This is a genomic window from Inquilinus sp. NPDC058860 (assembly GCF_042743185.1).
Classification (GTDB): Bacteria; Pseudomonadota; Alphaproteobacteria; order DSM-16000; family Inquilinaceae; genus Inquilinus.
Genome location: NZ_JBHYMS010000078.1, coordinates 1 through 17,442 on the forward strand (window position 1 = coordinate 1; position 17,442 = coordinate 17,442).

A 17,442-nucleotide genomic window follows, 5' to 3' on the forward strand; every position below is an offset into this window, starting at 1 on the left:
CCCTCCCCCTAGCCCCCTCCCGCGAGGGGAGGGGGGACTCAAAAGAGGCGATGCGTGAGTCTCTCAGCCCTTCAGGCTTGTCCATCACGGCCCTCCGTCAGCCGGCGAGCCAGCCCTGCTTCTGGTAGACCGCGCGGACCCGATCCTGCTCGGCGCGGATATAGGCCTGCCACTCCTCGCCGGTCAGGAACCGGCCGCTCTGCGAGCTCTTGGCCAGGTAGTCCTGCCATTCCGGCGTCTCGCTGACCTTGCGCAGCAGGTCGGTGTAGAAGGAAGTCGCCTCCGCCGGCACGCCGCCGGGCAGCCAGACCGCGCGCGGCATCTGGTAGCTGTCGATCGGGATGCCCTCGTCGCGGCACAGCGGGATGTCGGCCCAGCCGAGATCGCCGGACACCTTCGGCCCGGCCGGCAGGCGCTGCGTGCTGAAGACGCAGAGCGGCCGGACCATCCCAGCCTGCCACTGGCCGCGGTTCTCGTTCGGGTTGTTGGTGTTGCCGTCGATATGGCCGCCGGCCAGCTGCACCGCGGCCTCGTTGCCGCTCTTGAACGGGATGTAGGTGAAACGGGCGCCGGTGGCCTCGCCGACCATCGTGACCAGGGTCTGATCGACATCCTTGGACTGGCTGCCGCCGAATTTGAGCGCGCCCGGCGTCTGCTTGGCCGCGGCCAGCAGGTCGGCCGCCGATTTGTAGGGCGACTCGCCGTTCACCCACAGCAGGAACTCGTCCATCGCCATCGCCGCCACCGGGGTCAGGTCCTCCGGCGCGTAGGGCAGGTTGGCGACGAAGGGCAGCAGGTATTCGTTGTTGGTGCCGAACACCAGCTTGTGCGGGTCGCCGGCAGCGCCCTTGCCGTAGACGAAGCCCTCGGCGCCGCTGCCGCCGCCCTTGTTGGTGACGATGATCGGCCGGTCCACCAGCTTGTGCTTGACGATGATCGCCTGCACCGCGCGGGCGAAGCTGTCGGTGCCGCCGCCGGGCCCGGAGGTGACGACGAATTCGATCGGCTTCTGGGGTTCCCAGGCCTGGGCGGATGCCGCCGGCAGAAGCGCTGCCAGAGCCAGGGTCAGTTTCTTGAGCATGTTCCGTTTCCTCCCTTTGCTTGTGGTTTTGACGGGCCGGATCAGCCCGGCGGGGCATGCCTCCGGGCCGCCATGCGGACGGCCAGCAGCACCGCGGCGCGGCTGGCGCCGATATCGGCGATGCCTTTCCCGGCGATGTCGTAGGCGGTGCCGTGGGCGGGGGTGCAGATCGGGAAGGGGAAGCCGCCCAGCATGGTGACGCCGCGGTCGAAGCCCATCAGCTTCATCGCGATCTGCCCCTGGTCGTGATACATCGTCAGCACCGCGTGGCAGCCTTCCTTCGGCGCCCGCAGGAACACGGTGTCGGCGGGGTAGGGGCCGACGACGTCCAGGCCGTCCGCCGCCGCGGCCTGGACTGCCGGGCCGATCACCTCGATCTCCTCGCGCCCGAAATTGCCGCCGTCGCCGGCATGCGGGTTGAGGCCGGCCACGGCGATGCGCGGCCGGTCGATCCCGGCATCGCGCAGGCAGCCGGCGGTCAGCGCCAGCTCGGCCCGGATGCCGTCCGCGGTGATCGCCGCGGCCACGGCCGACAGCGGGATGTGCGAGGTGACCCGCGCATTCCAGATCGTGTCCAGGATGTTGAATTCGCGGGCGGCGCCGGACCAGCCGAGGACGTCGGAGACGAAGCGGATCTCGTCGTCGTAGCCGGGATACGCGTAGCGCATCGCCTGCTTGTTGAACGGGGTGAAGCACACCGCGCCGGCCTCGCCGGAAGCGGCGAGTTCCAGCGCCCGGCGGAAGTTCTCGGAGGCGAATTTCCCGCCGGCCAGAGTCGCCTCGCGCGGCGCCACCTCGGCCGGGTCGAGATGGCCCAGATCGACCAGAACCGGCCGGTCGCCCGGCGTCTTCTCCTCGGTGGTCACCTCCAGGTCCAGCGCCACGCCGGCCGTCCGGGCGCCGGCGTCGAGGATCCGGCGGTCGCCGAACACCACGAATCGGGCCGCGGCGCGGATCTCGTCCGACGCCAGGAGGCGGGCGGTCAGCTCCGGGCTGATCCCGGCGGGATCGCCCATCGCCAGGGCGATGACGGGACGGGCTGAAGCCGAGGCTTCGGTCGGCCGGATGTCGGGCTGGGCTGCCACGGTGCTCCCCAAGATCTTCTTGCTTCTGGAAGGGACGGTAGCAGGCATGCATGCACACATCAAGCATGCTGCACTCTGCATGCAGAATGCTGAGATTGCCTCCGCAGGGCTTATTCGCCATGCTTGGTCCGCCGGGCGATGCCGCCGGCGGGGCGAGAGGACGGGATGGAACTGGACCTGCAGGACGCATTGGCCGACAGCGGCCCGATCGCCCGCCCGTCGCTGCACGATCAGATCGTCGGCCGCATCCGCGACATGGTGATCGAAGGCGTGCTGCCGGCCGGCGCGCGCATCCATGAGGGCCAGCTGGGGGCGCAGCTCGGTGTGTCCCGCACGCCGCTGCGCGAGGCGCTGAAATACCTCGCCAGCGAAGGCCTCCTGGACCTGGTCCCCGGCCGCGGCGCGGTGGTCAAGCGCTTCTCCGCCAAGGAGGTGCAGGACATGCTGGCGGTGCTGGGCCTGCTCGAGGCCGAAGCCGGCCGGCTGGCCTGCGCCGACGCCTCGGACGCCGGCATCCGCGAAGTCCGCGGCCTGCACGACCGCATGCTCGACTATTACCGCCGGCGCGAGCGGCTGGAGTATTTCAAGCTCAACCAGGCCATCCACTCCGCCATCCTGCGCCTGTCCGGCAACGCCGCGCTGGTGACGGTGCACGGCATCCTGCAGTCGCGGCTGAAGCGGATCCGCTTCATCGGCAACGGCAGCGAGGAAAAATGGGCCGCGGCCGTGGCCGATCACGAGGAGATGATCGCCGCCCTCGAGGCCCGCGACCCGCAGCGCTTGGCCGCGATCCTCAGCCGCCACATGGCGGAAAGCTGGAACCGGGTGCGGGACGCGATCTGAGGGCTGCGGTTAGGGGATAGATCCTGGTAATGGCTTTCTCTTTACTGTCATGCCCGGGCTTGACCCGGGCATCCAGAAAGTCTCGACACCCTCTGGATTGCCGGGTCAAGCCCGGCAATGACAGGAAGAATGTGGCCTGAGAGCCGCCGCCAGGGCTACAGCACCAAGCAGCGGCCTCACTCCTCCGCCCCGAAGGTCAGCACGGTCTGCAGCGTGTCGGGATCGCCGCGGTCCAGCCGCTCGAACAGCGCCGGCGCCTGCCGGAACGGCACCTCTGCCGTGATCAGCGGCAGCAGGGTCAGCACGCCCTCATGCTGCAGCCGCACCGCCGTCTGCCACAGCCGCGGCTTCGACCAGCGGTAGCTCGCGCCGGGGGCGACGCCGGAGATCTGCGAGCAGACCAGCTGCACCCGGTTGTGGTGGAACTCCTCGCCCAGATGCAGGCCGCGCGCCTCGCCCTGGAAGAAGCCCAGGGCGACGACCCGGGCCGAATAGGCCACCGCCCGGATCGCCTCGGCCAGCGCCGCCGGCACGCCGGAGACCTCGATCGCGACATCGGCGCCGCGCCCGCCGGTCCTCTCCTTGACGATCTCGGCGACCGGCCCGGCGGCGGGGTCCAGCGTCTCCGCGGCCCCCAACCGCAGCGCCGTCTCGCGCCGCGACGCCACGGGATCGACCGCGATCACATGCGCGCCGGAGGCCCGCGCCGCCTGCGCCACGATCTGGCCAGGCACGCCGAGGCCGAACACCACCACGACATCGCCGATCCGGATCTCGGCGTCATGCACCCCGTTCAGCGCCACCGCGGCGATATGCGAGAAGATGCCGATCCGCGGGTCGGCGCCCTCCGGCAGCACCCGCACCGCCTCACGCGCCGCGACATGGTGGGTGCGGTGGCCCCAGGTGCCGTAGACCCGCTGGCCGGGCCGAAGATCCGTAACGCCGTCCCCGACCTCGACGATTTCGCCCGCCTCCTCATAGCCGAGGTTGCGGACCGGATAGTCCCAGCTCGGCGCGTCGGCGGCGCGGAACAGCCGGCTGGCCTCGTCCCATCGCTTGGCCATGAAGGGGTTGGAGCCGCGATACTGCGACAGCTCGGTGCCGGCGCTGACGCCGGAGAAGAGTGTCCGGATCCGCACCTCCTCCGGGCCGAGGGACAGGTGCTCGAAGAACTCGAAATCCAGCGCGCGCGGGCCGCGCAGCAGCAGGGCGGCCGGCATGGTCAGGCGGCCCGCTTGCGCACCAGCTCGGCGACCATGGCGGCGGTCCAGGTGAAGTTGCCGCCGCCCAGCCCCTCGCCGGTGACCGGGTCGTAGTATTCGGCGAAGCCGCCCTCGATCAGCCGCAGGCTGTCCTGGTGCACGGCACAGGCCTCCTCGGCCAGGCCGCAGCGGGCGAGGCCGTCGGCGACCAGGTAGTTGACGATCAGCCACACCGGCCCGCGCCAGTAGCGCTTGGCCTCGAAGCGCGGATCGGCCGGGTCGTGGCTGGCGATGCCGAAGCGGGTCGCGCCGCGCCATTCGGCGATGCGGGCGGCCAGCGCCCGCTGCCGCTCCGGCGTGCCGAGCCCGGCGAACAACGGCAGCAGCCCGCCGACGCTGCGGCTCTCGACCAGCGTGCCGGTCGTGCGGTCGAGGCACAGATACTGGCCGTGCTCTTCGCTCCACAGCCGCTCGAAGGCCGCGCGGGCCTTCGCCACCCGGGCCCGCGCGGCGGTCGCAAGCCCGGTCATCCCCAGCGCCTCACCCAGCGCCGCGATATCCTCGTCGGAGCGGATCAGGATGGCGTTGAAGCCGGGGTCGACGACCCGGAAGGGCGAGGCGTCGTGCAGCTTCAGGTTGTCCCAGCCGAGCCCGCGAAAGCGCTGCACCAGCCACAGATAGCGGTCGTACTCCGCCTTGTGCGGGCGCTGGGCGGCATCGACATGGCTGGTGTCGCGGCGCTGATAGGGCTCGACTCCGTCGGTCGGCACCCGCGCCAGGGCCGCGTCCCAGTCGCAGGAATTGTCGCGGCCGGATTCCCAGGGGTGGAGGATCGCGACCAGGCCGGTGCCCTCCGGGTCGCGGGCGGCGTAGAACCAGCGGTGCCAGGCATCCGCGGCACCGATCAGCGCCCGCGCCTTGGCATCGGCCAGCACGCGGTCCTTCGCCTCTTCGTACAGGCGCCGCAGCACGAAGCCCATCACCGGCGGCTGGGTGATGCCCGAGGTCGGGGTCGGCCGGCCGGTCTTCCACACATCGGGGCCAGGGAAGTAGCCGTCGTCATGCACGTGGAAGACGATGTGCGGGATCATCCCGTCCGGCCATTGATGGGCGGCCAGGGTCTCGATCTCGGTCCAGGCGCGGGCCTCGTCGATATGCCGCTGGCCCAGCGCGGTCAGGCAGGAATCCCAGTTCCACTGGAAGGGATACAGCCCCTTGGTCGGCACGGTGTAGGTGCCGCGGTCGTTCTCGGACAGAACGGTCGCCGCCCGTTCGAATGCGGTGCTGTCGTCGAAGGCGGTCACGGCTGGGCTCCGGTATGGGTCGAGAAGGAGGGGAGGGGGATCATTGCAAGGCGAGGCCGGTTTCGGCGTCGAACCAGCGGCCGCGGCCGGGCTTCGGCCGCAGGCTGATCGCCTGGCCGGGCTCGACCGCGTGCTCGTTATCGACCACGGCGCGGAACAGGTGGCCGGCGACGTCCACGGTCAGCAGCTTGTGCGGGCCCAGCGGCTCGACCACCCGGATGGCGCCGGGCAGGCCGTCGCCGCGGATCTCGACATCCTCGGGGCGGATGCCGAACTCGATCCGGCCGGAAGCGGCTTTCGGCGGCTCCAGTGTCAGCCCGGCCACTTTGAGTCCGGCGCCGTTCGGCTCGGCCGGCAGGAAGTTCATCGGCGGGTTGCCGATGAAGCTGCCGACGAAGCGGTTGGCCGGGTCGGCATAGACCTCGGTCGCCCGCGCCGCCTGGACGATGCGGCCCCCATTCATCACCGCGATCCGGTCGGCCAGGCTCATCGCCTCGACCTGGTCGTGGGTGACGTAGATGGTCGTCGTCTTGCTCTCCTGCAGCACGCCCTTCAGCTCGGCCCGCATCTCCAGCCGCAGCAAGGCGTCCAGGTTGGACAGCGGCTCGTCCATCAGCAGCACCGCGGGCTCGACCGCCAGCGCCCGGGCCACGGCGACGCGCTGGCGCTGCCCGCCCGACAGCTGGCCGGAATAGCGCTGCAGCAGCGGATCGATATGCATCATGCCGGCGGCGCGCTTCACCTTCCGGTCGACCTCCGCCTCCGGCACCTTCTTCATGCGCAGGCCGAAGGCGATGTTCTCGAACACCGTCATGTGCGGGAACACGGCGTAGTTCTGGAACACCATGGCGATGCCGCGGTCGCGCGGCGCCAGCCCGTCGACCCGCCGGCCGCCGATCCGCACCTCGCCGCCGGTCGCGGTCTCGAGGCCCGCGATGATGCGCAGCAGCGTCGTCTTCCCGCAGCCGGAGGCGCCGAGCAGCACCAGGAACTCCTGGTCGCGGATGGCGAGGTCCACGGCGTGCAGCGCGGTGTAGCTGCCGAACCGCTTCTCGACGCCCTTGATGTCGATGTCTGCCATGGTCGGGTTCCTCGTTGGAAACGGCTCCTACCTGTTCGCGATGCCCCACAGGGAGAACAGGTACTTTCGGATCAGGAACAGGAAGATCAGCGCGGGCACCACCAGCACCAGCGCCCCGGCGAATTTCAGGGGCAGGGGCGAGACGTCCAGGCTGGTCAGCAGGAACGCCGTCAGGGTCTGGTTCTGCACAGTCAGCACCGAGGCCGCGAACACCTCGTTCCAGGAGGTGACGAAGGCGAAGACGCCGGAGGCCGCGATGCCCGGCAGGGCCAGCGGCACCACGATCTTCAGGAAGGCCTGGACACGGGTGCAGCCCAGCGTCCAGGCCGCCTCCTCCAGCTCCACCGGGATGCTGGTGAACAGCGAGAAGGTGATCAGGATGGCGAAGGGCAGGGCCAGCACGGTGTGCACCAGCGCCAGCCCCCAGATCGTGTCGTCCAGCCCGGTGCGGATGTAGAACACCGCCAGCGGCAGGGCCAGGAGCGGCAGCGGGAAGGCCCTGGTCATCAGCACCAGCAGGCGGAAGCTGCCCTTGCCGCGGAAGCGGAAGCGCGCCAGGGCATAGCCGGCCGGGGCGCCGATGCCGATCGACAGGAGCATGGTCAGCCCGGCGACCAGTATGGAGTTCAAGAGCGCCCGGGCGACGCCGGCGTAGTTCCAGAAGAAGGACAGGCTGTCGACATCGAAGGTCGGGACGAAGGCCTTGGGCCAGCCGGTCACCGCCTCGCGCGAGTTGAAGGCGTTCACGGCCAGCAGGTACAGCGGCACCAGCACCCACAGGCAGAGAACGATCGTCGAGAGCCTGATTCCCCAGCGGCTCGGCGCGGCCTCCGCGGCCGGGACGGCGACGGTGTCGGGCGTGATGGCAGTCATCGCGCGGTTTCCTTCCTCTCGCCCAGCGCCCACAGGAAGACCAGGGTGAAGCCGATCGAGATGCCGAGGATGACCATGGCGTAGGCCGAGGCCCCGGCGCGGTCCTGCAGCGCGAACTGCCAGTTGAAGGTCTCGCCCATCAGGATCGGCAGGTTGTTGCCGGCCAGCACCAGGACGATGGCGAACACCTCGAAGGCCAGGATGGTGCGCAGGATCAGCGCGGTCTGCAGGCTGGGCCGCAAGAGCGGCAGGGTGATCCGGATGAAGCGCTTCCACGGGCTGGCGCCGAACACCTCGGCTGCCTCGTAGTATTCCTTCGGGATCAGCGACATGCCGGCCACCAGGATCACCAGCACGATGGCGGTGGCCCGCCACAGCTCGGCGATGATGATGGCGGCGAACAGGGCGACGATGCTCTGGTAGCTCAGCAGCAGCTTCGGGCCCGGGATCAGCCCGACATAGTAGAGCACGCTGTTGAGGAAGCCGTTCTGCTCCAGGATCGCCAGCCAGATCAGTCCCGCGGCGAGGTCGGAGATGCCGAGCGGAATGGTGAAGATGTAGAGGGCCACGTCGCGGCCGCGCTTCAGCGCCATCACCAGGCTGGCCATGGCCAGCGCCAAGGCGATCTGCAGCGGCACCAGGATCAGCGTCAGCACGAAGGTGTTGCGCACCGACGGCCAGAACTTCCAGTCGCCGGCGATCGACCGGAAGTTGCCGAGGGACAGGTCGCCGTACTGGGTGAAGGCCTCCACCGCCACCTGCCCGAACGGCACCAGGAAGAAGCCGACGAGGAACACGGTGGCCGGGGCCAGCAGGATATAGGGCAGCAAGCGGGCGTCGCTCATGGCGGGCTCCGTCGGGGTTCGACAGCGGACGCAGCCCTGAAGAGTCCCCCCTCCCCTCGCGGGGTAGGGGGAGGGGGTTCGGGCCGCAAGAACCGACTCTGGCGATCAGGGGATGCCGAAGGCTCCGGCAGGGGCGGCGTCACATCTCTTCGCTCGACAACCCCCTCCCCCTGCCCCCCTCCCGCGAGGGGAGGGGGGACTAGAAAGGGGCAGGCTCGGCCCATCCCGGCGGCCCTCACTGCACCTTGCACGGGCCTTGCCCGACCGGATCCGGGGCCCAGCACGGCGCGCCCTTCTCGTCGAGGATGGCCTGCAGCGCCTGCGCCTGCTGGTCCAGCACCTCGCGCACGTCCTGGCCGGACAGCACGATGCGCTGGAAGGTGTCGCTGAACACCTTGTTGTAGCGGCCGCCGGCGTCGCCCAGCCCCATCGGCAGCAGCACCGGCAGCGAATCCTTGGCCGCGCTCTGCGCCGCCACCACCGGCTGCAGCATCTTGATGCTGGTCGGCACGTCGTCCGGCAGCTTGACCTCGACCACCGGGAAGAAGCCGGTCGCCTTCATCGTCGCGATCTGGTTCTCCGGCTTTTCCATATGCGCGACCAGGGCGCGGGCGTCCTCCGGCGCGTTGCTGGTCTTCGGGATGCCGATGCCGGTCAAGACCGGCATGTGGCCGCGCCCGGCCGGGCCGGCCGGCACCGGGAACACCACGAACTCGTCCGGCTTCTGGTTCAGCGCATCCTTCAGCCGGGCGACGTGGTCCCAGGCCACCCAGACCTCGCCGGTCAAAAGCGGCTCCTGCATGAAGGCATAGCCGGTCGAGGCCGGGGTGACGGACGCGGTCCAGAAGTCGCGGAACGAGGTCCACATCGCCTCGGCCTCGGGCGACTTGAACTTCACCACGGGTGAGCCGGTGTAGGACGGGTACAGATAGCCCTGGAGGAAGCGGTGCATCAGCCCCTTCGGCCCGGCCGGGAAACCGATCTTGGGCGATCCGGCCGCCTCGGCCATCGCCTTTCCCCAGACGGCCAGCTGGTCGTAGGTCAGGGCGTTGATGTCGGCGCCCTGCGGCAGGTACTGCAGCGCCTGCTTGTTGGCGACCATGACGTAGGTCGCCTGCATCCAGGGCAGGTATTTCTGCTCGGCCGTGCCCAGCTTGCCGAGGTCGAGATAGGCCTTGTTGATCGCGCCGTCGGGCACGATGCCGGCCAGGTCGACCAGACCGTCCGGGACGCTGGCGAACTCGCCATGCAGCCCGCCGATCAGGGTGATGGCGCCGGACCCGGCCTTCAGCTCGGCCTGGATGCGGGTCATGAACGGGCCCGGCTCCTGCGCCGAATAGGTCACCGGCTTGCCGAAGCCGGCCAGCACGCTCTCGCGCATCGCCTGCGATTCCTCGACCGGCGTGGCCTGGGTCGACCAGAAGAGGATGTCCTGGGCACCGGCGGTGCCGGTCAGGCCGAGGCCGAGCAGGCCGGCGGCGACGGCGGCGGCTGTGGTCCGGATGGTCATTCCTGTCCTCCCTCTTTGTCTGCGGCCGGCTTCCGTGGCGCCGGTCCGGTTCACGCCGAACCTGGTCACACAGGCCGGGCGCGTTTCCGTGGCTTCGGGGCCGGGCCGTGGCTGGCCCGGGCGACGAACCTCGCCTCGACCAGGCGCGGCTGCACGCCGTCCGGCCCCTTCTCGATGGCGTCGACCACCATGTCGGCGATGAAGGCGGCGCTGCGCTCGATATCCTGGGCGAAGGTCGACAAGGGCGGCCGGGCATAGGCGGCGATCGGCACGTCGTCGAAGCCGACGACGGACAGGTCGCCCGGGATGTGCAGGCCGGCCTCCTGCGCCGCCTCCATCACCGCCAGCGCCAGCCGGTCGGTCATGCCGACGATCGCGGTCGGCCGTGGATTCTGGGCGAACAGGCGCTGCGCCGCGGCGACGGCGGCGGCCTTGTCGGCGACAGGCACCGCCGGCAGCCGGTCCGGCGCCAGGCGGATGCCGTGCTCGAAGAGCGCGCTCTCGAAGCCGCGCCGCCGGAACGCGGCGTAGCTGTAGGGCTCGCTCGGCCCCAACAGCGCGAACTCCCGATGGCCCAGCGCGTGCAGCCGGTTGACGAGATCGGCGAAGGCGGCCTCGCCGTCGGTGTCGAACCAGGGATAGGCCGGCGGCGGGTCCAGCAGCCGGCCATGGGCGACGAAGGGGAAGCGGCGCTCGATCAGGTATTGAACGCGCGGATCGTCGCGGGTCACGCGGTTGATCACCACGGCGTCGATATGGCCGCCGTCGACGACGTGGCGCAAAACGGTCAGGTCGTCCTGGCCACGCGGCACGGCGGCCAGGAACAGGTCGCGCCCACGCCCCGCCAGCCCGTCGGCGACGCCAGACAGGAACTGGCCGAGGAAGTCGTCCATGAAGTTGTGGGCGCTGATCGGCAGCAGCACGGCGACGAAGTTGGTGCGGCCGGAGACCAGCATCCGGCCGATGCGGCTGGCGACATAGCCATGGGTGCGGGCGGCTTCCTCGACCCGGCGGCGGGTCTCGGCGCTGACGTCGGAATAGCCGGCCAGCGCCCGCGACACCGTGGTCGGCGACAGGCCGAGCTTCGACGCCAGCTCCTTCAAGCGGATCTGCCGCTTCGCCGTCACCCGCAGGCCTCCCTGTCCCGCAATCGGTTCAAAACGTTTTGGATCGCGCTCGAACGACTCCCAAAACGTTTTGGAACTCTGCCGCGGATTCGAAATCCGGTCAAGCGCCGGGCCCTGTCTGCTCCGTGGAGGCTATAGGTTAAGGGCTGGCGATCCTGCGACCCGCCCTATGGCTGCGGTACCAGGGCGATCCGTTGCTCCGCCGCCGCTTCCACCGCCGCGCGGCTGTACAGCAGCGGCACCTGGTCGCCGCGGGCCCAGAGCGGGGCCAGGTCGCGGTAGTGGGGAGAGCGCGGGTCGCCGGACTGGCCGGGGGTGTTGATGCAGGTGCTGCGGTCCCAGTCGCCGACATCCATGACGATGCGGACAGAGGCGCCGGTGATTACCCGGAAATCGTCGGGGCGATAGGCGGCGTGCATGACGGTGGAGCCGCTGCCGCCCTTCGGCAGCGGGCCGACATCCAGCTCGGCCCGGCGGTCGGGCGCCACCGCGCTGGCCGGGTGCTCGAAGGTGCCGTGATGCAGGTCGCCCCAGCGCCAGGCCGACGGGTCATTCCCCAGCCGACGGGTTGCGTCCCCTACCGCTTCGGCCAGCGTGTCCAGCAGCAGCGCGTCGCGCGCGGCGGCGGGATCGGCGCCGAAGCGTGCATCCGGCGTCTCCAGCGCCGCCAGGATGCCGGCGACGTCGCCCGGCGCCAGCAGCCGGCGGATCGCCGGGTCGGGCACCAGCCTGGCGAACAGGGCCGGCTTCAGATGCTTCGTCCACCACAGCTCGAACAGCGCCGCGGCGGCGGAGCCGGCGTCGAGCCGGGCGTCCCAGCCGCGCAGCAGGTCGAGACCCCGTGCCGCCTGGGCATTCCGCGCCTCCAACGGCGCCAGCAGGCGCTGCATCCGCCGCGCCGGCACCGACAGCGTGTCGGCCTGCAGCGCCCGGGAGTCGGCAACGGTGTGGCGGGCCTGGCCGGCCAGCACCTCGCGGATGCGCACGGCCCGGCTGTCCTCCAGCCACTCGAAGCCGACCGGACGCTCGTCATGCGGCCAGTCCAGCGGCAGGTTCAGCTCGTTGGCGGTGGCGACGAAGCCTTCGGGCGGGTCGGCCCGCACCGGCATCAGCGCCGGGTCCATCATGCCGTCCCATTCATGGCTGCCGTCGCCCGGCACCGGCGCCAGGCCGCGCCAGTTCGGCCGCCGCGGCACATGGCCGGCCGGCAGCCAGGCGATGGTGCCGGCGGTGTCGGCATAGACCTGGTTCACCGAGGGCGTGCCCCAGCGCCGCATCGCCGCCCGGAACTCGTCGAGATTGCGGCTGCGCATGCCGGACAGGCTGGCGAGATAGGCGGCCGAGCCCGGCTCGAACCACACCGACCGCACCGCCACCGCACTGCGCCGGGCCGAATCGGCATGGACGACGGGGCCGTGCCGGGTGAAGCGCAACGTCCGCAACTGCTCCGGCGCGCCCTTGACGGCGAAGCGCTCCTCCACAATCCGCATCCGCTCCCATCCTTCGCCGTAGCGATAGGCATCGGGATCGTCCGGCTTGGTCTCGTAGAGATACACGTCCTCCTGGTCGGCGCCGAAGATGGTCAGGCTGAAGGCGGCGGTGCCGTTGTGGCCCATCATGATGCCCGGCACGCTCGGCTCGCCGGCGCCGATCGCGTCGAAGCCCGGCGCGGTCAGGTGCACCAGGTAGCGCAGCGACGGCACGGCATGGGCGCGATGCGGGTCGGTCGCCAGGATCGGCCGGCCGGTCGCGGTGCGGCTGCCATGCACCGCCCAGTTGTTCGACCCCTCCTGCGCCCGCAGCACCTCGCCGAGATCGGTCGCCACCCGCCACAGATGCGCCTCGTCCAGCGTCGCGGCCAGGCGCTCCGGCGGGAAGGTCACCGGCGCCATGGCCAGGCGGAACAGCTGCAGCGCGTCGGGCGGCACCGCCTCGGGGTCGAAGCCCGGCACCGGCCCGACCTCGACCGGCGGTTCGACCGCCTTGCGCAGCCGGTCGGTGGCGGCGTCGGCCCCGGCCAGGACATGGGCGCGCGCCAGCTCCGACAGCGCGTTGCGGGTCAGGCCGTGGCTGCGGATGCGGACCACATCCTCCGCCCGCCAGCGCGCCGGCCGGGTGCCGAACAGCCGGAACTCCTGCGGCAGCCGCTCCGGCTCGCGCTCGACGAGGTCGACATAGGCGTTGATGCCGGCGACGAAGCGGGTGCAGATCGCCTCCGCATCCTCGGCATAGGCGGCCCATTCCGCCGCCATGTCGCCGCGGTACAGGAAGTGCCGGCTGGCGACGTCCTGGGCCAGGTAGCCGGGGCCGAAATCGGCGGCCAGCAGGCCCAGGCCGCGCTTGCGCCACAGGTCGATCTGCCACAGCCGGTCGCGGGCGGCGTTGAAGCCCTGCAGGAAGAACAGGTCGTCCAGGCTGGCCGCGGTCAGATGCGGGATGCCCCAGCGGTCGATCAGGATCTCGGCCGGGGCGGCCAGGCCCGGAACGGCGATGGTGTCGGTCATTCCGGGCCTCTCCCTTATTCCGCGGCTTCCAGCAGCTTGCGGCCAGGCCAGGTCTTGACGCCGGCGCGGGCATATTGCGGCGGCAGGGTCAGCTCGGCGCCGAGGGCATCGGCCGCGTGCCAGCCCCAGCGCGGATCGTCGAGCACCGCGCGGGCCAGCGCCACCTGGTCGGCATCGCCGCGGGCGACGATGCCCTCCGCCTGGTGCGGGTCGACGATCAGCCCGACGGCGCGGGTGGTCAGTCCGCTCTTCTGCCGGATCTCGCGGGCCAGCGGCACCTGGTAGCCTGGACCGGTCGGGATGCGGGCATGGGCGGCGTTGCCGCCGGAGCTGGCGCAGATGAAATCGAAGCCGAGCGCCTTCAGCTCGGTCGCGAGAACCGCGGCCTCCTCGACGCCGAAGCCGCCCTCGACCCATTCCGAGGCGCTGACGCGGACGCCCAGCGCGACGCCTTCCGGCACCGCGTCGCGGACCGCGCGCGCCACCGCCAGCGGGAAGGCGCGCCGGCGCTCGGCGTCGCCGCCCCAGCGGTCGTCGCGCCGGTTCGACAGCGGCGACAGGAAGCTGTGCAGCAGATAGCCATGGGCCATGTGCAGCTCGATGGCGTCGAAGCCCAGCCGCGCCGCGCGTTGGGCCGCGGCGACGAAGGCGGCCTTCACCCGCTCGATGCCGGCCTCGTCCAGCGCCTCCGGCGTGTGCCAGCCGCTGTCGAAGGGCAGGGCGGAGGGGCCGACGGTCGGCCAGGGATCCTGGTCGGGGCCGAGGGGGCGGCCGCCCTCCCACGGACGCTGGGTCGAGGCCTTGCGGCCGGCATGGGCCAGCTGGATGCCGAAGCGGGTACCGGGCAGGGCGACGGCGCGGGCCGCGGCCAGGGCGCGGGCGATCGACCGCTCATTGGCGTCGGAATAAAGGCCCAGGCAGCCATGGGTGATGCGGCCGCGGCGCTCGACGCCGGTCGCCTCCACCACCACCAGCGCGGCGCCGGACATGGCGAGGGTCATCCAATGCTGGATGTGCCAGTCGGTGGCGCTGCCGTCATCGGCGGAATACTGGCACATCGGCGCCACCACGATCCGGTTGGGCAGCGGGACCGGGCCGAGGGCAAGCGGAGAAAAGAGAGCGGACATGGGGATCGCTCGATCGGTTACGGGGCGTGAAATTCGACGGCGTCGCCGAATGTTATGTCAGATCTTTCAATCCGCACCAGCCATCGGTGCAGAGCAGATCCGACGGGATGTGGGCTCTCGGGGGGGCAGCTTTGGTTCGGGTTGATGTTCCATCCTATTGTCATCCTCGGGCTTGACCCGAGGATCCAGGGGCTTCCGAGAGCAGCTCTTGGTGGCCCCTGGATTGCCGGGTCAGGCCCGGCAACGACAGTTGAAAAGCCCGAGCCGGCGTATCAGTTCGCCCTTCCGTGCTGTGCCAAAGCGGGCGGCGACGGGGCGGCCGGGCCGAAGGCGCGCAGGAAGGTCCGCACCGCGCCGGCGACGCCGGCGTCGATCTCCGCCTCCGTCGGCTTGGTGCCGAGCATGTGGGGGATGTGGAAATCGGCATGGATCAGGGCTAGGAACTGACGCGCCGCCAGGTCCGGATCCTCGATCTGCAGATATCCCGCATGGGCCAGCCTGGCGAAGCGGGCGGCGATCGCGGCCCAGGCGGTGCCGGGCCCGTGCTCCCGCCAGGCGGCGAACAGCGCCGGATAGCGCTCGCCCTCCGTCTGGATCAGCTTGCGCAGCGCCCCGCCGTCGCGGTTGTACAGGCAGTTGCGCACCAGCCGGCCGGCGAAGGCGGCCATCTCCGCCTCCAGGTCCCGCGGCTGGTCGGGAAAGGTGGTCAGGGTCGAGAACAGGCCGGCGTTGCAGCGCTCGGTCATCTCCCGCACCACGGCGACGAACAGGGCCTCCTTGTCGCCGTGGTGGTTGTAGATGGTCTGGCGCGACACGCCCGCCTCGGCCGCGATCAGGTCGATGCTGGCGCCGGCGAAGCCGTCGCGGCAGAACACCGCCGCGGCCGCATCCAGCACCGAGGCGTGCTTGGCCGCCTGGCCGCGCCGGGGCGGCAGGGGCCGCCCGATCTGCTCCAATTCGTGCATGCCGCCACCATAAGGGGGCTTGACGATTTGGACAATACTGTCCAAAGTTTTGGACAGAGAGTCGCAGCGATCGCCCGCAGAGGCGATGCGCGTCTCGTCCCCATCATCTGCCCGGACCATCTCGTCCGCCGGCCTCCGACCCCGGAAGACCGCTCATGTCCTCGTCGCTGCTGCGCTACGCGATCGTGCTTGGCCTGCTCACCGCCATGGGGCCGTTCGCGATCGACATGTATCTGCCGGCGCTGCCGGAGATCGGCCGCAGCCTCGGGGCGGGCACCGAGGCGGTGCAGGCCAGCCTGATGGCCTTCTTCGTCTCGCTCGGCGTCGGTCAGCTGGTGTTCGGGCCGCTCTCCGACATGTTCGGGCGCAAGCTGCCGCTCTATGTCGGGCTGGCGGTGTTCCTGGCCGGCAGCATCGGCTGCGTCTTCGCGCCGGACATCGAGACGCTGATCGCCTTCCGCTTCGTCCAGGGGCTCGGTGCCTGCGCGGGCATGGTGATCCCGCGCGCCGTGGTGCGCGACCTGCACACCGGCACCGAGGCGGCGCGGCTGATGTCGCTCTTGATGCTGGTGTTCAGCGTCTCGCCGATCCTGGCGCCCCTGGCCGGCAGCTTCGTGATCGAGGCGGCGGGCTGGCGCGGCGTGTTCTGGGTGGTCACGATCCTCGCTGCGCTCGGCATCCTGCTGCTGGCGCTGTGCCTCGGCGAGACCCGGCCGCGGCATCACCGGGTGGAGAGCAGCATCGCCGGCGCGCTCTCGGCCTACCGGTCGCTGCTGACCGACCGGCAGTTCCTGGGCCTCACCTTCATCGGCGCCTTCGGCATCGCCAGCTTCTTCGCCTATCTCGCCAACTCCTCCTTCGTGCTGATCGAGCATTACGGCCTGTCGCCGCGGCTCTACAGCGTGTTCTTCTCGATCAACGCCGTGTCCTTCATCGGCGTGTCGCAATGCACCGCCTGGCTGGCCGCGCGCTTCGGCTTCGGCCGGATCGTCCGGGTCGCGGTCACCGGCTACGCCGTCGCCATGGTGGTGCTGCTGGCCGTCACCCTGGCCGGGGTCGACCGGCTGGACGTGCTGGCGGCGCTGCTGTTCGTCGGCTACGGCTTCCTCGGCCTCGTCATCCCGACCACCTCGGTGCTGGCGCTGGAGGATCACGGCGCCGTCGCCGGCACCGCCTCCGCCCTGATGGGCACGCTGCAATTCGTCACCGGCGCGGTGGTGATCGCGGTGGTCGGCCCGTTCTTCGACGGCACCTCGCTGCCGATGGTGGCGGGCATCACCGCCTGCGCCGTCATCGCCTTCGTCCTGGCCCAGGCGACGCTGGGACGGAAGCGGCCGGTCGAGGTGCCGGCGCAGTAGCCGGAAGCCCTTCGACTTGTCGGCTCCTTGAAATTCAAGGCGAACGAAACCAGATCATAAGGAACTTCGCGCAGTCGCGCGAAGCGTTGTGGCTCGGTTGATCTTCACGATTGGAGGTTGGTCATGGCTGCTGCAACGACGGAAGACAGGAAGCCGCAGGACTGGGCCAATCTGGTCTTGGCGGTCGTCCTGTTCGTCTCTCCCTGGGTGATCGGCTTCGTGGGCGACACCGTGCCCAGCTGGAACGCCTGGATCGTGGCCGTGGTGATCGGCCTGATCACGATCGCGGCGCTCTCGGCCTTCGCCGAATGGGAGGAGTGGGTGAACCTGGTTCTCGGCGTCTGGCTGATCGTCGCCCCCTGGGCGCTCGGCTTCGCCGCCAGCATGAACGCCATGTGGACCCATGTGGTCCTCGGCGTGCTGGCGGTGGCCCTGTCGGCCTGGGCGCTGTGGGACTGGCGTCACACCCCGCATGCCCACGCCTGAGGCGTGAGGCAATGGCCTGTGAGGCCCGCTGCCGTGAGACAGCGGGCCTTT

The 17,442-nt window shown here is 70.5% G+C and carries 15 protein-coding genes; 3 read left to right on the forward strand and 12 right to left on the reverse strand.

The features are described from left to right. Window positions 1–97: 97 nt before the first annotated feature. Window positions 98–1,081, reverse strand: a complete 984-nt coding sequence (locus tag ACFW16_RS32880; protein WP_380313279.1) for a tripartite tricarboxylate transporter substrate binding protein — start codon at window positions 1,079–1,081, stop codon at window positions 98–100. Window positions 1,082–1,122: 41 nt separating this feature from the next. Then, window positions 1,123–2,166, reverse strand: coding sequence for a 4-hydroxythreonine-4-phosphate dehydrogenase PdxA (locus ACFW16_RS32885; protein ID WP_380313280.1), 1,044 nt, complete (start codon window positions 2,164–2,166; stop codon window positions 1,123–1,125). A 165-nt stretch (window positions 2,167–2,331) separates the two neighbouring features. Here ACFW16_RS32885 and ACFW16_RS32890 point away from each other — a divergent pair, with 165 nt between their 5' ends. Continuing rightward, the gene (locus tag ACFW16_RS32890) at window positions 2,332–3,009 is read left to right on the forward strand and encodes a GntR family transcriptional regulator (RefSeq protein WP_380313281.1); all 678 of its coding nucleotides are present in this window, start codon (window positions 2,332–2,334) and stop codon (window positions 3,007–3,009) included. Between the two features lie 176 nt (window positions 3,010–3,185). Here the strand turns inward: ACFW16_RS32890 and ACFW16_RS32895 are convergent, their stop codons facing one another. The 10 genes from ACFW16_RS32895 to ACFW16_RS32940 all read right to left on the reverse strand — a co-directional run bounded on the left by ACFW16_RS32895 (window position 3,186) and on the right by ACFW16_RS32940 (window position 15,547). After that, window positions 3,186–4,229: a zinc-binding dehydrogenase gene (locus ACFW16_RS32895; RefSeq protein WP_380313282.1), complete on the reverse strand. Its 1,044-nt coding sequence runs from the start codon at window positions 4,227–4,229 to the stop codon at window positions 3,186–3,188. Between the two features lie 2 nt (window positions 4,230–4,231). Next, window positions 4,232–5,515 carry an amylo-alpha-1,6-glucosidase gene (locus ACFW16_RS32900; RefSeq protein WP_380313284.1) on the reverse strand — a complete coding sequence of 428 codons (1,284 nt, stop codon included), beginning with the start codon at window positions 5,513–5,515 and terminating at the stop codon, window positions 4,232–4,234. Between the two features lie 40 nt (window positions 5,516–5,555). After that, window positions 5,556–6,596 (reverse strand): ABC transporter ATP-binding protein, encoded by a 1,041-nt coding sequence (locus tag ACFW16_RS32905; protein ID WP_380313285.1) that lies wholly within the window; start codon window positions 6,594–6,596, stop codon window positions 5,556–5,558. Window positions 6,597–6,623: 27 nt separating this feature from the next. Beyond that, window positions 6,624–7,469: a carbohydrate ABC transporter permease gene (locus ACFW16_RS32910; protein ID WP_380313286.1), complete on the reverse strand. Its 846-nt coding sequence runs from the start codon at window positions 7,467–7,469 to the stop codon at window positions 6,624–6,626. Next, on the reverse strand, window positions 7,466–8,314 hold the full coding sequence (locus tag ACFW16_RS32915) for a carbohydrate ABC transporter permease (RefSeq protein ID WP_380313287.1): 849 nt from the start codon (window positions 8,312–8,314) through the stop codon (window positions 7,466–7,468). Before ACFW16_RS32915 ends, ACFW16_RS32910 begins: the two co-directional genes overlap by 4 nt. 235 nt (window positions 8,315–8,549) lie before the next feature. Further along, the gene (locus tag ACFW16_RS32920; protein ID WP_380313288.1) at window positions 8,550–9,824 is read right to left on the reverse strand and encodes an extracellular solute-binding protein; all 1,275 of its coding nucleotides are present in this window, start codon (window positions 9,822–9,824) and stop codon (window positions 8,550–8,552) included. A gap of 65 nt (window positions 9,825–9,889) precedes the next feature. Continuing rightward, window positions 9,890–10,951 carry a LacI family DNA-binding transcriptional regulator gene (locus ACFW16_RS32925; RefSeq protein WP_380313289.1) on the reverse strand — a complete coding sequence of 354 codons (1,062 nt, stop codon included), beginning with the start codon at window positions 10,949–10,951 and terminating at the stop codon, window positions 9,890–9,892. A gap of 167 nt (window positions 10,952–11,118) precedes the next feature. Continuing rightward, complete coding sequence (locus ACFW16_RS32930; RefSeq protein WP_380313290.1) at window positions 11,119–13,455, reverse strand: penicillin acylase family protein; 2,337 nt, start codon at window positions 13,453–13,455, stop codon at window positions 11,119–11,121. Between the two features lie 14 nt (window positions 13,456–13,469). After that, window positions 13,470–14,582: an NADH:flavin oxidoreductase/NADH oxidase gene (locus tag ACFW16_RS32935; RefSeq protein ID WP_380313291.1), complete on the reverse strand. Its 1,113-nt coding sequence runs from the start codon at window positions 14,580–14,582 to the stop codon at window positions 13,470–13,472. A 272-nt stretch (window positions 14,583–14,854) separates the two neighbouring features. Beyond that, window positions 14,855–15,547 carry a TetR/AcrR family transcriptional regulator gene (locus tag ACFW16_RS32940; RefSeq protein WP_380313292.1) on the reverse strand — a complete coding sequence of 231 codons (693 nt, stop codon included), beginning with the start codon at window positions 15,545–15,547 and terminating at the stop codon, window positions 14,855–14,857. 155 nt (window positions 15,548–15,702) lie between these two features. Here ACFW16_RS32940 and ACFW16_RS32945 point away from each other — a divergent pair, with 155 nt between their 5' ends. Both ACFW16_RS32945 and ACFW16_RS32950 read left to right on the forward strand, forming a co-directional pair. Next, complete coding sequence (locus ACFW16_RS32945; protein ID WP_380313294.1) at window positions 15,703–16,905, forward strand: multidrug effflux MFS transporter; 1,203 nt, start codon at window positions 15,703–15,705, stop codon at window positions 16,903–16,905. Between the two features lie 123 nt (window positions 16,906–17,028). Next, window positions 17,029–17,391, forward strand: coding sequence for an SPW repeat protein (locus ACFW16_RS32950; protein ID WP_380313295.1), 363 nt, complete (start codon window positions 17,029–17,031; stop codon window positions 17,389–17,391). The last annotated feature ends 51 nt before the right edge of the window (window positions 17,392–17,442 follow it).

What these genes read in the sequence shown, in the direction of transcription:
- ACFW16_RS32880 (WP_380313279.1), bottom strand. Translation starts at nt 1,081, where the DNA reads ATGCTCAAGAAACTGACCCTGGCTCTGGCAGCGCTTCTGCCGGCGGCA.
- ACFW16_RS32890 (WP_380313281.1), top strand. Translation starts at nt 2,332, where the DNA reads ATGGAACTGGACCTGCAGGACGCATTGGCCGACAGCGGCCCGATCGCC.
- ACFW16_RS32895 (WP_380313282.1), bottom strand. Translation starts at nt 4,229, where the DNA reads ATGCCGGCCGCCCTGCTGCTGCGCGGCCCGCGCGCGCTGGATTTCGAG.
- ACFW16_RS32905 (WP_380313285.1), bottom strand. Translation starts at nt 6,596, where the DNA reads ATGGCAGACATCGACATCAAGGGCGTCGAGAAGCGGTTCGGCAGCTAC.
- ACFW16_RS32910 (WP_380313286.1), bottom strand. Translation starts at nt 7,469, where the DNA reads ATGACTGCCATCACGCCCGACACCGTCGCCGTCCCGGCCGCGGAGGCC.
- ACFW16_RS32915 (WP_380313287.1), bottom strand. Translation starts at nt 8,314, where the DNA reads ATGAGCGACGCCCGCTTGCTGCCCTATATCCTGCTGGCCCCGGCCACC.
- ACFW16_RS32920 (WP_380313288.1), bottom strand. Translation starts at nt 9,824, where the DNA reads ATGACCATCCGGACCACAGCCGCCGCCGTCGCCGCCGGCCTGCTCGGC.
- ACFW16_RS32930 (WP_380313290.1), bottom strand. Translation starts at nt 13,455, where the DNA reads ATGACCGACACCATCGCCGTTCCGGGCCTGGCCGCCCCGGCCGAGATC.
- ACFW16_RS32935 (WP_380313291.1), bottom strand. Translation starts at nt 14,582, where the DNA reads ATGTCCGCTCTCTTTTCTCCGCTTGCCCTCGGCCCGGTCCCGCTGCCC.
- ACFW16_RS32940 (WP_380313292.1), bottom strand. Translation starts at nt 15,547, where the DNA reads ATGCACGAATTGGAGCAGATCGGGCGGCCCCTGCCGCCCCGGCGCGGC.
- ACFW16_RS32945 (WP_380313294.1), top strand. Translation starts at nt 15,703, where the DNA reads ATGTCCTCGTCGCTGCTGCGCTACGCGATCGTGCTTGGCCTGCTCACC.
- ACFW16_RS32950 (WP_380313295.1), top strand. Translation starts at nt 17,029, where the DNA reads ATGGCTGCTGCAACGACGGAAGACAGGAAGCCGCAGGACTGGGCCAAT.